This window comes from Billgrantia sp. Q4P2 (assembly GCF_052806135.1).
This window is the reverse complement of the sequence record NZ_JBRBAI010000004.1, coordinates 87,450-102,094: the sequence shown is the minus strand read 5'-3', so window position 1 is coordinate 102,094 and position 14,645 is coordinate 87,450. Positions and strand designations below refer to the sequence as shown.

Here is a 14,645-nt window from a genome sequence, read left to right as displayed (position 1 = left end):
TGTGCCTACAGCTTCTCGACGCGCACCAGGAACGACTTGTATTCCGGCGTCTGGGTGTTGGCGTCACCGACCGACGGCGTCAGGGTGTTGGTCAGGTACGACTTCTTGGTCTCGCCGAGATAGCCCCAGTGCAGCGGAATGCCGATCTGGTGGATCGTCTTGCCGGCCACTTGCAGCGGACGGATGCGCTTGGTCACCACCGCCACCGCGTCGATGTGGCCGCGCTTGGAGCTGACCCGAACCCGGTCACCCTTGGCAATGCCCAGCTCTTCGGCCAGGGTCTCGCCGATCTCGACGAACTTCTCCGGCTGGGCGATGGCATTGAGCCGGTTGTGCATCGTCCAGTAGTGGAAATGCTCGGTCAGGCGATAGCTGGTCGCGGCGTGGGGGAACTCCTCGAAGGTGCCGAAGTTCTCGCGGTCCTGCTCGAAGACCCGAGCCCCCGGGTTGTGCTTGGCAAGCGGGTTGTCCGGGTGAAGCGGGTTGTTGGCGATCGGCGTCTCGAACGGCTCGTAGTGCTCCGGGAAGGGCCCCTCCTTCATGCGGTCGCGGGCGAACAGCTGGCCACGTCCGGTCTGGTTCATGATGAACGGCCCCTGGTTCTCGCCGGGGGCGGACTCCACCGGGAAGTCGGGCACGTCGTTACCGACCCAGCGCTGGCCGTTCCACCACACCACCGCCTTGTTGGCCGCCCAGGGCGTGCCGTCGGGGCGGGCGCTGGCGCGGTTGTAGAGAATGCGGCGATTGGCCGGCCATGCCCAGGCCCAGCCCAGGGTCTGGCCGGTGCCGTAGGGGTCGGAGTTGTCGCGGCGGATCATCTGGTTGCCGGCCTCGGTCCAGCAGCCGGCGAAGAGCCAGCAGCCGCAGGCGGTGGAGCCGTCGGCGCGCAGCATGCCGAAGTCCTCGACCTGTTCGCCGGCGCGTACCACCAGGTTGCGGTCCTCGTCGAAGACGTCCTCCAGCGCCCAGCCGTTGTACTCCCGCGCCAGCTCCTCGGGGCTCGGCTCCTCGGGCCGGCGGTAGGGCCAGTGCAGGTTGAGGATGGGATCGGCGAAGGCGCCGCCTTCCTCCTGGTAGAGCCGCTGCAGTCGCAGGAAGATGCCGGCCAGTATCGCCGTGTCGGGCTTGGCTTCGCCCGGTGGAGGCGCCGCCTGCCAGAACCACTGCAGCCAGCGCGAGCTGTTGACGATGGTGCCGTCCTCCTCGGCGAAGGCGGTGGTGGGCAAGCGGAACACCTCGGTGTCGATCGTCGTGGGATCCACGTCGTGGTATTCGCCGTGATTCTTCCAGAACTCGGCGGTCTCGGTGCGCAGCGGATCGATCACCACCAGGAACTTCAGCCGTGACAGCGCCGCGGTGATCTTGGCCTTGTGCGGAAAGGCGGCCAGCGGATTGAAGCCCTGGCACAGGTAGCCGTTCACCTCGCCCTGGTGCATGCGCTCGAAGGTGTGCAGGATGTCATAGAGATCCTCGCCCAGCTTCGGCAGCCAGTCGTAGCACCAGTCGTTGGCCTCGCTGGCGGCGTCGCCGTACCACGCCTTCATCAGGCTGACGTGGAAGCGCTCGTAGTGGCGCCAGTAGGAGACCTCGTCGGGCACCAGCGGCGGCCGGGCGCGCTCGAGGATGTACTCCTCGTAGTCCTGCTCGTCTTCGCTGGGCAGCGACAGGTAGCCCGGCAGCAGGTTGGAGAGCAGCCCCAAGTCAGTCAGGCCCTGGATGTTGGAGTGGCCGCGCAGGGCGTTGACCCCACCGCCGCGCATGCCCATGTTGCCCAGCAGCAGCTGGACGATGGCGGCGGTGCGGATGATCTGCGAGCCGATCGAGTGCTGCGTCCAGCCCAGCGCATAGAGGAAGGTCATGGTCTTGTCGGGGGAGGCCATCTCGGCGGCCATGTCCCACACGCGCTGGATCTTCTCGCGCGGCGTGCCGCATACCGAGGACACCAGGTCGAGGGTGTAACGGCTGTAGTGCTCACGCATCAGTTGGAACACGCAGCGCGGGTGCTCGAGGGCCGGGTCGCGCAGGGCGTGGCCGTCCTCGTCGTACTCGTACTGCCAGGTCTCCATCTCGTACTCGCCGTTGTCGGCGTCGTAGCCGGTGAACAGCCCATCCTCGAAGCCGAAGTCCTCGCGCACGACCAGGCTGGCATCGGTGTAGGCGAGCACGTAGTCGCGCTGGAAGCGGCCGCTCTCGATCAGGTAGTGGATCAGGCCACCGAGGAAGGCGATGTCGGTGCCGGTGCGGATCTCGGCATAGTAGTCGGCCACCGCCGCCGTGCGGTTGAAGCGCGGATCGACCACCACCAGCCGGGCGTCGTTGTGCTCGCGTGCCTCCATCACCCAGCGGAAGCCCACGGGGTGTGCCTCGGCGGGGTTGCCGCCCATGGCGATGATCAGATCGGCATTGCGAATGTCGACCCAGTGATTGGTCATGGCACCGCGACCGAATGTTGGGGCAAGACCTGCCACCGTCGGTCCGTGTCAGACACGCGCCTGGTTGTCGAACACCACCATGCCGAGGCTGCGGGCAATCTTATGGGTGCAGTAGGCTGTCTCGTTGGTCGAGGCGGAAGCTGCCAGCATGCCGGTCGTGGTCCAGCGGTTGACCGTATCGCCGGCTTCGTTCTGCGCGGTGAAATTGGCGTCGCGGTCATCCTTCATGTGCCGGGCGATACGCTGGAAGGCTTCGTCCCAGGTGATCCGCTGCCACGCGTCGCTACCGGCCTCGCGCACCTGGGGGTAGCGCAGTCGCGACTCGCTGCGGATGTAGTCGAGCAGCCCCGCGCCCTTGGGGCACAGCGAGCCGCGGCTCACCGGATGGTCCGGGTCGCCCTCGACGTGATAGATGTCGTCGACGTTGTTGATCGCCGCATCGCCGCGGCTGTAGAGCAGCACGCCACAGCCCACCGAACAGTAGGTGCAGTTGCTGCGGGTGATCTTGGCGCCGGTCAGCTTGAAGTGGCGAATGGAAGCCACGGCGGGCTCCGGTGCGAAGCCCATCATGGCCAGGCTGGACGTGGCCATGCCTGTCGCACCGAGCTTGAAGAATTGTCTGCGTGTTACCCGTAGGGTCATGAGGCCTCCTGCCAGGTTCTTCCGCCCTCTTGTCGTTGGTATCGTCACTGTCTCGATAGCGTCCGGCTCCATGGCCGGTTGGGCTGCCCGCCGTGAGGCATGGCAGCGGGCGCGGCAACTTTCGCTGTGAGCGCGAGGATGCGCTGTACTCTCAAGCTTAGTGGCTTCGGCTCATATTGGAGCACGCGTGTTGTTTCGGTTCGTAACAAGCCGTCAGTCCGGTGAATGCCCGGCGCTGCCCTGCGGCTCACCATCCTCGCGCCGGCCAGTATCATCGGCGCCCAGCGGCTCGTCGGGCATGGCTTGCTCGTCGTCGTCGTCTTCGCGTTCGGGCGACTGGGTTTCGTAGGCCGGGCCGGCATCCGAAGCGGCGGGCGGGGTCTGAAACAGCTCGTCGCCCTGGGTTTCGCCGCTGCCGCTGCCCTGGTCCTGCTCATCCATGTCGGCACCGGTGATGCCGCTGGTGGTGCCGGCCCCTCCGGGGGTGACGTCGGGTGCTTCGGTGATCTCGGCGGGGTCCATGCCGGCAGCGCTCTCGTCCGGCGTGGCCGGGTCGGCAGCCAAGGCCGGGATGGCCCAGCCCAAGGCCAGCAAGACGGTGAGAAGTGGGGGAGTGAATCTGCCTGTCATGGGTTGCCTCCTTGCGTGCCGCGCGCCCGGTGTTCAGCTTCGAGCGTCTTGCTTCCCAGCGTAGACCCTGGCGGCCCAGGCCGATAGCGAGGCGCGGCGGCTTGGAGGGGAGCTGGCAAGAAGCACGGCGGCCTTCCTACACTTGGCCCAGGCAGCCTGTTCGGACACCGTGGGACGTCTCGCGTCCAGCATCGTCAATGGAGTGACACCTTGCGCAGTCTACCGGCAACCCTACCGATCCTCTTCGTCTGCGAAATCAGCTTCCTGCTCGGGCACGGCCTGATCATGACCCTGCTCGGGGTGCGCATGTCCATCGAGGGCTTCCCCTCGCACATGGCGGGCCTGCTGATGTCGAGCTTCTCGCTGGGCTTCGTGCTGGGCAGCTACCTGCTGGAGAAGCGCATCCGCAGCGTCGGCCACATCCGTGTGTTCGCCGCCTGCGCCGGCATCCTGGCGGTTACCGCCATGCTCCACGGCCTGTGGGTCAACCCCTGGGCCTGGCTGGCCTGGCGCCTGCTCGGCGGGGTGGCCACGGCGGGCATGCTGATGGTGATGGAGTCGTGGGTGTCGGGGGAATCGACCAACGAGAATCGTGGCCGGGTGCTGGCGCTGTACATGATCATCTCGACCCTGTCGCTGGCCGGCGGACAGTGGATGCTCAACCTGTCCGACCCCGCCGGGCCGGCGCTGTTCTCCCTCGTCGGCATGCTGTTCGCCCTGGCGCTGGTGCCGCTGTCGATCGTGCGTATCCACGGCCCGCGCCAGACCCACGACATCCAGCCGCAGAAGATTCGCCTCAAGGCGCTGTTCAAACGCGCTCCGGTGGGGCTGGTGGGCGCCTTCACCGCCGGCATGATGGTGCAGGCCTTCTTCGCCATGACACCCTTCTACGGCCAGGAGATCGGCCTGACCACCGGCGAGACGGCTCGCTTCATGGCGATCACCACCATGGTGGCGCTGTTCGCACAGTGGGGTCTTGGGCGACTCTCCGATCGCATCGACCGGCGCAAGGTGATTCTCGGCATGGCCGTGGTAATGACGATTTCCGGCGCCTTCGTGTCGATGCTGGTGCGCATCGACTTCTGGATGCTGGTACTGGCGGCCTGCTTCCACACCGCCATGCTGCATACCCTCTACGCGCTGAGCCTGGCTCATACCAATGACTGGCTGGAGCCCGGTGAAATCGTCGCCGCCAACGCCAAGCTGATGATCTGGTACGGTATCGGCTCGATCATTGGCCCGTTCTCGGCCTCGCTGGTGATGCAGGCGATCGGCCCCGACGGGCTGTGGGTCTTCCTCGGCGGCGCCTCGCTATTGCTGGCGCTGTTCGTGGCGCTGCGCCTCCGCCGTCGCCCCGGCGTGCCCGTGGAAGAGGTCGAGCAGGAGCCCTTCGTGGCGGTGCCGTCCCTGGAGACACCGCACTTCGCCGAACTCGACCCGCGCCTGGAGCCGACCCAGATGGAGTTCCACTTCGAGGAGGGAAGCGACGACGAGGCGCAGGAGGAGGCTGCCTGGCACGGCAGAATGGGCCATCATGAGGCGGTTCGATAAGGAGATACCGATGCGATTCTCGTCCGCCTTGTTCCGTGTGCCGGCATTGCTGGCCTGCCTGCCCCTGATGCTTGCGCACCTGCCGGCGCGTGCCGATACCTGTCCCGATCCCGGTCAGTGGTACCTGCCCGGTGGCGAGCGCCTGGATAGCGTTGCCCTGTTTGCCGAGCTGGCCGGGCGCGACGTGGTGCTCCTCGGCGAACGGCACGACCGCATGGATCATCATCGTTGGCAGCTGCATGTGCTGGCCGGGCTGCATGCGCTACGTCCGGACATGGTAATTGGCCTGGAGATGCTGCCGCGCGAGGCCCAGCCGGCGCTGGACGCCTGGGTCGCCGGCGAGCTCGGCGAAGCGGATTTCCTCGAAGCCAGCAACTGGCATGCCGCCTGGGGTTTCGACCCGGCGCTGTACCTGCCTATCCTGCACTTCGCGCGCCTGCACCGGGTGCCCCTCAAGGCGGTCAACGTGATGCCAGAGCTGCGCGGCCGGCTGGTCGAGGAGGGCTGGCAGGCGGTACCGGAAGGCGAGCGCTTCGCCATCTCCGCCCCGGCCGAGGCACTGCCTGACTACCGTGAGCGGCTGGCGGCCATTCACGCCCAGCACCCAACGGCGGACGAGGAGGGGAGCGACGAAGGCCTCCAGCGCTTCATCGCGGCGCAGCTGGTATGGGACCGCGCCATGGCCGCCGGGCTGGCGGAGGCCGGTGCCGAGGGCGAGCTGGTGGTCGGACTGATCGGCCAAGGGCATCTGCAGTACGGCCACGGCGTACCCCATCAGCTCGATGACCTGGGTGTCGGCGATCACGCCACCCTGCTGCCCTGGTCCGTGGCGAGCGGCGAGTGCGAGCCACCTGCGGGTGGGCTGGCAAGCGCGATATTCACGCTTGATGAAACCCCGGCGGAAACTTCGCCGCCGATGCAACTGGGTATCATCATCGTGCCCCATGAAGACGGGGTCGAGGTCCAGGGCATACTCGAAGGCTCCGTGGCCGAGCGTTCGGGTCTGGCGGAGGGGGATGTCATCCTGCGGGCGGCCGGCGAGAGCCTGGTGCAGCCCGCCGATCTCACCCGACTGGTGCAACGCCAGCCGCCCGGCACCCTGCTGCCGCTGGAAGTGCGCCGCAACGGCGAGGCGCATGAAGTGCTGGCGCGCTTTCCGCCGCGGAGTGAGGGGTGATCAGGCATATCGCTGCTCATGCGGAAAAGCCCTACGTTATTCAACGCCGCCTACCTGATGATCCCGTGGCTTAGGCCCCTTTCTTGTTTATTGACAGCTAATCTTGCCTAGCTTGCTTATCTCCTTCAGTATTCCCTAAAAATACTTCAGCTCTCCAACTGATCCAGAGGGGGCTATTTGGAGACAGTGACGTGATCGATGACCTCTCCCTGCTGGAGGCTCAGCAGGGCATCCATGAGTTAATCGCCCAGCAGGCTCCGCTGGAGCAGACCCTGGATGCGATTGCCCACTGGATCGGTATCATGCTCCCTGGCGCTGTGGTGGCCTTCATGCGCTACGACTCAGCACAGCGTTCACTCAGCCTTCTTCCCAACCAACGCTTCTCCCAGCGCTACACCGAACGCCTCCTGAATGTTCGCATCGGCCCGGGTGTTGCCTCCTTCGGGACAGCCGCTTACCTTCGTCGCCTGGTCGTTACGGAAGATATCAGCGTGGATCCGCGCTGGGAGCCCTTCCGTAACGCTGCCCTTGCCGAGGATCTCCGTGCTTGCTGGTCGAGCCCGGTGTTGACCGCACAGGATGAGCTGTTGGGGACGCTCGGTGCATATTTCCGGAAGCCGAGCGCTCCCAGCGAGTTGAGTAAGGGGCGTCTTCGCCAAGCTGCGGCTCTCGTCGCCCTGGCAATCGTCAGAGATCATGACAGTCACCGCCACCGGACACTAGCCGAGTGGCATCGCTCCCTATTCGTGAATCATCCCGACGGGGTTTATGAATTCGATCTCCAGGGCCGGTTCCAGCGTGGCAATAGCGCCCTGGAGCACATCACCGGTTATGCGGAGAAGGAGCTTCTTGGACGCCATTTCAATGAATTCGTAGACCCTGACTATCGCGAGTTGACTCAAGAAGCATTCAATGCGGCCAGGGCTGGAGCAGCTCGCCACTACGAAACCTTGGGCGTCCATGCCAAGGGTTACGCCTATCATCTGGAAGTTACCATTTTTCCTGTAACCGTGGACGGCAAGATCGTGGGTGTTTACGGGATCTGTCGTGACATCACGCAGCGCAAGCGTCAGGAGGCCATATTCCGGCTACTGCAACGCGGGATCGAGGCCAGCCCCAATGGGGTCCTCATGACCGAGTCAACCCAGGACATGCCGCTCGTCTATGCTAGTGGGGCCTTCTGCCGCATCACCGGGTATGAGCCTGAGGAGGTACTGGGTAAAAACTGCCGATTCCTGCAAGGCGATGAGACCGACCCCGAGTCCATTCGAGCTATCCGACAAGCCTTGATGGAGCGTACCGATGTTCAAGTTACGCTGCTTAATTACCGTAAGGACGGCACGCCATTCTGGAATCGGTTATCTATCAGCCCAGTCTTAAACGAAAGTGGCCGCTGTACCCACTTCATCGGCATTCAGGAAGACATCACACAGCAACGGAGCCAGGAGGCCCGGATAGCCTATCAGGCGACTCATGATCTGCTGACTGACCTGCCCAATCGGTCGATTCTGGATGACCGACTTGAGCGAGAGTTTCCGCTCAGCAGAAAAAACCAGAAGCTGTTGGTGGTGATGTATCTCGACCTGGACGGGTTCAAAGCGATCAACGATGGTCTAGGGCACCGGGTGGGAAATCAGCTACTAGTGGCTGTAGCTGACCGCCTACGCCAGCTGCTGGGCCCTGACGACACATTGGCCCGCCACACCGGAGACGAATTTGTCTTTTTGTTGCCGGGGTTTACGACGCGTGAAGAGGTGATAAAGGCCGCCGAGCGCATCCTCAAGACGCTGGAACAGCCGTTCGTGATCGAAGGTCGTGCCTTGCACATCAGTACCAGCATTGGAATCGCCTGTAGCGATGAGAGGATTCAGGATGCTCACGAATTGATGCAACATGCCGATCTGGCCGTGGAAGCGGCGAAACAGCAGGGTCGCAACACCTGGCAGTGGTATCGCGGGGAAGACAAACGAGACACGAGCAAGCACGTGTTGCTACGTCATGACCTTCACGAAGCGCTGCAGGAGAACCAGTTCGAACTCTACTACCAGCCTATTGTTGAGGCTGCCACGGGTAAGATTCGCAGCGTCGAAGCCCTGCTGAGATGGGATCACCCAAGACATGGGATGGTACCTCCCGGAGTGTTCATCCCCATTGCCGAGAAAACCGGCCAGATCATCCCTCTCGGCCGCTGGGTACTAGAACAAGCCTGCCAGACCTTGGCTGACCTGAGGGCCAAAGGAGAGCGAGTCTACCCGGTGGCGGTCAACATTTCCTCCCTGCAGTTCAACCGCGATGGCTTTCTCGGCGAGGTGCAAGGCATCCTGGATGAAACAGGTCTTCCACCTGAACTCATCGAGCTGGAGATCACCGAGAGTGTCCTGCTGGGAGGGGCAGAGCAGGCGATTGAGATAATCAGCAAGCTGCGAGGAATGAGCGTCTCCGTTGCACTCGATGACTTCGGTACCGGCTTCTCCAGTCTCAGTTACCTGCGTGACCTACCCATCCAAAAAATCAAGCTGGACCGAGCTTTCATTCACGATATCCTCGACAACTGCAGCAACGCAGCCATTGTTGAGGGCATCATCACCATGGCGCACCATATGGGCTTGGCAGTGGTGGCCGAGGGCGTCGAAGAGCGGGCACAGCAGGAAGATCTGATCCTGCGCGATTGCGACCTGCTCCAGGGCTATCTTTTCGCCAGGCCTATGCCTTTGCAGGAGCTTCTGATGCTGCCCGTCCAGTTGCCTAACGGAGTGTGTGACAGCATTGCGTAGGCGGCGTCATGCCGCTGGCGAGGGTGGTGGTTCCACTCGCGGCTGGCTTTCCATAGAATGGGCGTGCCCATGCTCCGCTCGTCTGCTCCAAAGCGAACGAGGTGCACTGTTGACGACAAAAAACCTCCCGATACTGACAACTTCGTCGCTTGGGCCGTGGGATCAGCACCGGAGATGGCTGGCTGTACTATCATGCTTTCTTGAAGGTGCGCAGAAGACTATCACAACACCTCCTTTACAGGGATGGCTAGCAGCAGCGCACGGCCAGAGCCTTGCGCATACCGGCTCAGGGCGTCGCTCTGTATCGCGATGACCGGTCGAGGATAAGGTTCTCCTTTTCACGAAACTCGCAGGCTTACTTCATACCACCCCATGGAGTCTGGCCGAAGGTTTTCTCGACAACCCTTAAGATGCATCTTATACACCTCTAATTGGTTGATATTTCAAGAACCTAGCTCTTGGCCTCAGCCGCAGGAAAGACATGAATACAGCCACTCACTCCGGAAATCCCTCAGCTCAAGTGATTCGCTCACTGCTTCAGCACAAGCACGAGCTGTCGGTGTACTCGAAATATGCGCCCTATGCTCTTCCGGCGGAAGTGACGGAATTGGATATTGAAGCGGGTTACCTTGTGCTGGAGGCGGAATACAGCGGATCCGACATAGAAAGCTATATTAGTGATGGCTACTTGAGCTTCGATATCGAGGCACTGAAGACTCCGGAGCCAAGAGAGCGAGAGGTTTACAGTATCAGCAACGTAGCGGCCAGGGTTCTCAAGACAGACAGCACGACCTATCGCCTGGAATGCCAGCTACCAAGATCGGTCTTCGTGCAAGAAAGCCGCGGAGAGATTCGCATCCCTTTCATCTTGGGAATGCAGGCTCGAGTCAGTGTCGAAGTGTACCTCCATGAGCTCAGCATCCCTGGGCGATTGCGAAATCTATCTGTCGGTGGCTGCATGGTGGATATCGATATCGCCGACAGTATCGCAATCACCGTGGATCAGGTCGTGCCTGGCATCACTCTTGAATTTCCCAATGGGGAGAGTTTCTTCGCGGAGGGGCGTATCCGCCACATGCGTCCGTTCGGCAACCATGGCTATGCGGCCGTGGGTCTTCAGTTCACCAACTTGACCGCGGCGCAGTCAGAAGCGTTGTTTCATTATGTGGCGGAAGCGGAACGAGAGGCTGCCTATCGGACGGGCACCAACGACAAGCTGTCTAGCCATTCTCCTCTGTTTATTCCTGGAGCCAAGGAGAAAAAGATTCTGCAGCGTGAAGAGCAAGAGCGCCAGAAGCAAATTCGGCAATCCCCCATGCAGCGTGGTGTGCTGGAAGTCGCCCACCAGCTTCAGGTCGGGTTGATGTACATGAAAACCCGTAGCCTCTTCCCGGAAGAGGTCCTCTATGACTGTGCCGATACCCTACTGTATCTGGTAACGCAGGATCGCAAGTCCCTGCTCTATGCTCTGGCCTTCCTGCGTGACGAACCGGACTGGGTGCGCCATGCGGTCCAGGTTGGCGGCATGCTGGCGGATATGATGCTGTTACGAGATCCACACTCCCCGCAGGTACGCGAAGCCGTATTGGGTGCTCTGCTGCATACCATGGGCAAGCCGCTACTGGTCAGCGAAAAGCTGCCATCGCTCAAAGCGCATATGAAGCCCTACCAGAAGGAAATTCTTAAAGGCCATGTCGAAGCACTGAGGGACAAGCTTCAAGCGTTGGGTTGGACGCCTAGCCCAGCCTGCCTCGATGTGCTGGAAAACGCCAATGAGCGCCTTGACGGGTCCGGTTACCCTGTTGGAAAGCGGGGCGGTCAACTTTCCGAGGTTGTCAGGCTAGTTTCGGTACTTAAAATGATCAATAAGCTGACCAATGAACGCAATGGCATCCCGCCACGGTCGCCCCTTGACGCCTATCGCTGGGTCAATGATGCTTCCGAGTCTTTCGACAAGACTGTGCTCGTTGAATATATCCAGCATTACGGGCTCTACCCAATCGGCAGTTTGGCCAAATTCTCCGGAGGCTTTCTAGCCTGGATTATTGATATCGATGCGAAGGGTATGCCCATAAAGGTCAACGTTATCAAGAACTTGGCATTCAAAGATACCAATATAAATAGTTGCTTGACGGCCAAGGATTTCTCTCAGGTCGGAAAGCTCGAAGGCATCGTGAACCCAGGGGATTATGGAGTCAAACTTCTCAAGGTGTAGTTTCACGTAAGAACTCGTGCTGACCGCCTGGCTTGAGCGTCAGGGCTCGGCCAATCGATACCTTATTTGCCCGACGCGTGCCTGGATGCCGGCACCTGGCTACTTGATGAGGCGACCCTGCGCGTCGTTTGGTCGCCCTAACCCCTTGCACGTCGCGGTGTCGGATGCGCTATCGTGTCGGAACCGTGCCGGGATCGCCCGGCGAACGTTCATGTGCCCGCGTTGGTGGGCGGTCATTCCTGGAGAATCGTCTTGGCCATTTCCCGTTTCGCCGACCTGCTGGATGAAGCACGGCGCCAACCCGAGCCACAGCGGCTGCTGTTCGTCTTCACCCGCGCCGAGCTGCCGGACAACCCCACTGCGGAGCAGCGCCAGCGCTTCGAGCAAGGGGAGGGCGGCGTGTTGACCCCGGTGCTGTGCGTCGACAAGACCCCCGATGAGCTCAGCGACATGGCGGCGCTGACGGCCGAATCGCAGAAGACCGGGCTCGAGTGGAACATCGTCTTCGTTGGAGCCCTGTCAGGCAGCGGCGGCGAGGCTGTGCCCGATGAAGCCGTCGAACGTCAGCTGCAGCGCATGGTCGAATCGCTGCAAATGGGCAATACCCAGGCTTTTCTGGCGCTGAACCGTCAGGGTGAGGCAGTGGCCTTGCAATGAGTCGCAGGTGCCACCATAGACAAGCCTTATCGGAACCATGGCGGCAATCAATTTTCGCCTATCGGTTGCGATGGATATGATAGGCCCCGTATTCGGATCACCCATCAATGACTTGGAGCGTTACTGAATGTCCCTGATCAACACCGAAGTCCAGCCGTTCAAGGCTACCGCTTTCCACAACGGCGAGTTCGTCGAAGTTTCCAACGAGAGCCTGAAAGGCCAGTGGTCCGTGGTGATCTTCATGCCGGCCGCGTTCACCTTCAACTGCCCGACCGAGGTCGAGGACGCCGCCGAGCACTACGAGGAGTTCAAGAAGGCCGGTGCCGAAGTCTATATCGTCACCACCGACACCCACTTCTCGCACAAGGTGTGGCACGAGACTTCACCGGCGGTGGGCAAGGCCAAGTTCCCGCTGGTCGGTGACCCGACTCACCAGCTGACCCGTGCCTTCGGTGTGCACATCGAGGAAGCCGGTCTGGCCCTGCGCGGCACCTTCGTGATCAACCCGGAAGGCGTGATCAAGACCCTGGAGATCCACGACAACGCGATCGCCCGCGATGTCTCTGAGACCCTGCGCAAGCTGAAGGCTGCCCAGTACGTCGCCGCCAACCCGAACGAGGTCTGCCCGGCCAAGTGGAAGGAAGGCGAAGAGACCCTCGCTCCGTCCCTGGACCTGGTCGGCAAGATCTAACCGATCCTGCGGCCCGCGAGGCTACCCTCTGACCTCGTGTGTACCACGCCCGGGCATTTTACTGCCCGGGCGCTCTTTCCAAGACGTGCAAGCTTCTGCCGCGCTGATTTCGGTCCGCGGTCGGGATACCTCTTGCCGTCGTTCTTGAGCCAGACATGAAGGAAACCGCGGTCATGTTGGACGACAATCTGAAAAGTCAGCTAAAAGCCTACCTGCAGAAGGTCACTCGGCCGTTCGAGATCGTCGCGTCCCTCGATGACGGCGCCAAGTCCAAGGAGCTTCACGGGCTGCTCAAGGACATCGAGAGCCTCTGCGACAAGATCAGTCTGCGCCTGGACGGTGAAGACGCGCGCAAGCCCTCCTTTGCACTGAACCGTCCCGGCGAGGATACCGGCCTGGTGTTCGCCGGCATTCCCATGGGCCACGAGTTCACCTCGCTGGTGCTGGCGCTGCTGCAGGTCGGTGGCCACCCGCCCAAGGTCAGCGACGATACCCTCGAGCAGATCAAGGCGCTCGAGGGTGAGCTGCACTTCGAGACCTACTATTCGCTGTCGTGCCAGAACTGCCCCGACGTGGTGCAGGCGCTGAACTTGATGGCGATCCTCAACCCGGGCGTGCGCCACGTCGCCATCGACGGTGCGCTGTTCCAGGACGAGGTCGAAGAGCGCCAGGTGATGTCGGTGCCGAGCATCTACCTCAACGGCGAGCCCTTCGACCAGGGCCGCATGAGCCTCGAGCAGATCCTGGCCAAGGTCGACACCGGCGCGGCCCAGCGCGAGGCGGCCAAGCTCAACGAGAAGGATCCGTTCGACGTGCTGGTGGTGGGCGGTGGCCCGGCCGGTGCCGCGGCAGCCATCTATGCCGCACGCAAGGGCATCCGCACCGGGGTGGCGGCCGAACGCTTCGGTGGCCAGGTGCTCGACACCATGGCCATCGAGAACTTCATCTCCGTGCCCTATACCGAAGGCCCCAAGCTGGCCGCGGCGCTGGAACAGCACGTCAAGGAGTATGAAGCCGACATCATGAACCTGCAGCGTGCCGTGAAGCTGATTCCGGCAGCCGACCAGGGCGGCGAGCACGAGGTGGTGTTCGAGTCCGGCGCCAGCCTCAAGAGCAAGACGCTGATTCTCTCCACCGGCGCCCGCTGGCGTGAGATGAACGTGCCCGGCGAGGCCGAGTACCGCAACAAGGGCGTGGCCTACTGCCCCCACTGCGACGGCCCGCTGTTCAAGGGCAAGCGCGTAGCGGTGATCGGCGGCGGCAACTCCGGCGTCGAGGCGGCCATCGACCTGGCCGGCATCGTCGGCCACGTGACACTGATCGAGTTCATGGACGAGATGCGTGCCGACGCGGTGCTGCAGAAGAAGCTGCGCAGCCTGCCCAACGTCGAGATCGTGCTTGGCGCCCGCACCACCGAAGTGAACGGCGACGGCACCCGGGTCACCGGCCTGACCTTTGAAGAGCGCGCCAGCGGCGCCATCAAGACGCTCGAGCTGGAAGGCATTTTCGTGCAGATCGGCCTGGTACCCAACACCGAGTGGCTCACCGACTCTTCTATAGAGCTGTCGCCGCGCGGCGAGATCGTGATCGACGAGCGCGGCATGACCTCGGTGCCGGGTATCTTCGCTGCCGGAGACGTGACCACGGTGCCCTACAAGCAGATCGTGATCGCCATGGGCGAGGGCTCGAAGGCCGCCCTGGGCGCCTTCGACTATCTCATCCGGCACTGACGTCGACCGCCCCGGCAGGCGTGTCGACCCCGGTCGTCCACTTTTCCTCCTCATGCGCTATCCGAATGCCCCGCAGGCCTGGCCTGCGGGGCATTTTCTTAGTGGGCTAAATATTCTTCGTTGAAGGCAAGGCGCGCGCAGGCGGC

9 protein-coding genes are annotated in these 14,645 nt (G+C 62.4%); 7 read left to right on the top strand and 2 right to left on the bottom strand.

Going from position 1 to position 14,645, the window contains the following annotated elements; genetic code table 11:
* Window positions 1–5 precede the first annotated feature (5 nt).
* A complete protein-coding gene (fdnG, locus tag ACUY1T_RS08370; protein ID WP_446021783.1) occupies window positions 6–3,074 on the bottom strand; it encodes a formate dehydrogenase-N subunit alpha in 3,069 nt (1,022 codons plus the stop codon).
* A gap of 213 nt (window positions 3,075–3,287) precedes the next feature.
* On the bottom strand, window positions 3,288–3,704 hold the full coding sequence (locus tag ACUY1T_RS08365) for a hypothetical protein (RefSeq protein ID WP_446021781.1): 417 nt from the start codon (window positions 3,702–3,704) through the stop codon (window positions 3,288–3,290).
* Window positions 3,705–3,914: 210 nt separating this feature from the next.
* Between ACUY1T_RS08365 and ACUY1T_RS08360 the strand changes: the two genes are divergently transcribed.
* From ACUY1T_RS08360 to ahpF, 7 genes are all read left to right on the top strand, one after another.
* Complete coding sequence (locus ACUY1T_RS08360; RefSeq protein ID WP_446021780.1) at window positions 3,915–5,255, top strand: MFS transporter; 1,341 nt, start codon at window positions 3,915–3,917, stop codon at window positions 5,253–5,255.
* Between the two features lie 10 nt (window positions 5,256–5,265).
* Entirely contained in the window at window positions 5,266–6,432 is a 1,167-nt protein-coding gene (locus ACUY1T_RS08355; RefSeq protein ID WP_446021779.1) for a ChaN family lipoprotein, read from the top strand.
* Window positions 6,433–6,623: 191 nt separating this feature from the next.
* Window positions 6,624–9,206: an EAL domain-containing protein gene (locus ACUY1T_RS08350; protein WP_446021777.1), complete on the top strand. Its 2,583-nt coding sequence runs from the start codon at window positions 6,624–6,626 to the stop codon at window positions 9,204–9,206.
* Window positions 9,207–9,687: 481 nt separating this feature from the next.
* Window positions 9,688–11,421, top strand: a complete 1,734-nt coding sequence (locus tag ACUY1T_RS08345) for a PilZ domain-containing protein (RefSeq protein WP_446021775.1) — start codon at window positions 9,688–9,690, stop codon at window positions 11,419–11,421.
* Between the two features lie 252 nt (window positions 11,422–11,673).
* The gene (locus ACUY1T_RS08340; RefSeq protein ID WP_446021774.1) at window positions 11,674–12,078 is read left to right on the top strand and encodes a ribonucleotide reductase subunit alpha; all 405 of its coding nucleotides are present in this window, start codon (window positions 11,674–11,676) and stop codon (window positions 12,076–12,078) included.
* Between the two features lie 127 nt (window positions 12,079–12,205).
* Window positions 12,206–12,769 (top strand): alkyl hydroperoxide reductase subunit C, encoded by a 564-nt coding sequence (gene ahpC, locus ACUY1T_RS08335; protein ID WP_446021772.1) that lies wholly within the window; start codon window positions 12,206–12,208, stop codon window positions 12,767–12,769.
* Between the two features lie 173 nt (window positions 12,770–12,942).
* A complete protein-coding gene (gene ahpF, locus ACUY1T_RS08330) occupies window positions 12,943–14,499 on the top strand; it encodes an alkyl hydroperoxide reductase subunit F (protein WP_446021771.1) in 1,557 nt (518 codons plus the stop codon).
* Window positions 14,500–14,645 lie beyond the last annotated feature (146 nt).

Excerpts from the sequence above, each read along its gene's own strand:
- ACUY1T_RS08365 (WP_446021781.1), bottom strand. The coding sequence starts at position 3,704 with ATGACAGGCAGATTCACTCCCCCACTTCTCACCGTCTTGCTGGCCTTG.
- ACUY1T_RS08355 (WP_446021779.1), top strand. The coding sequence starts at position 5,266 with ATGCGATTCTCGTCCGCCTTGTTCCGTGTGCCGGCATTGCTGGCCTGC.
- ACUY1T_RS08345 (WP_446021775.1), top strand. The coding sequence starts at position 9,688 with ATGAATACAGCCACTCACTCCGGAAATCCCTCAGCTCAAGTGATTCGC.
- ahpC (WP_446021772.1), top strand. The coding sequence starts at position 12,206 with ATGTCCCTGATCAACACCGAAGTCCAGCCGTTCAAGGCTACCGCTTTC.
- ahpF (WP_446021771.1), top strand. The coding sequence starts at position 12,943 with ATGTTGGACGACAATCTGAAAAGTCAGCTAAAAGCCTACCTGCAGAAG.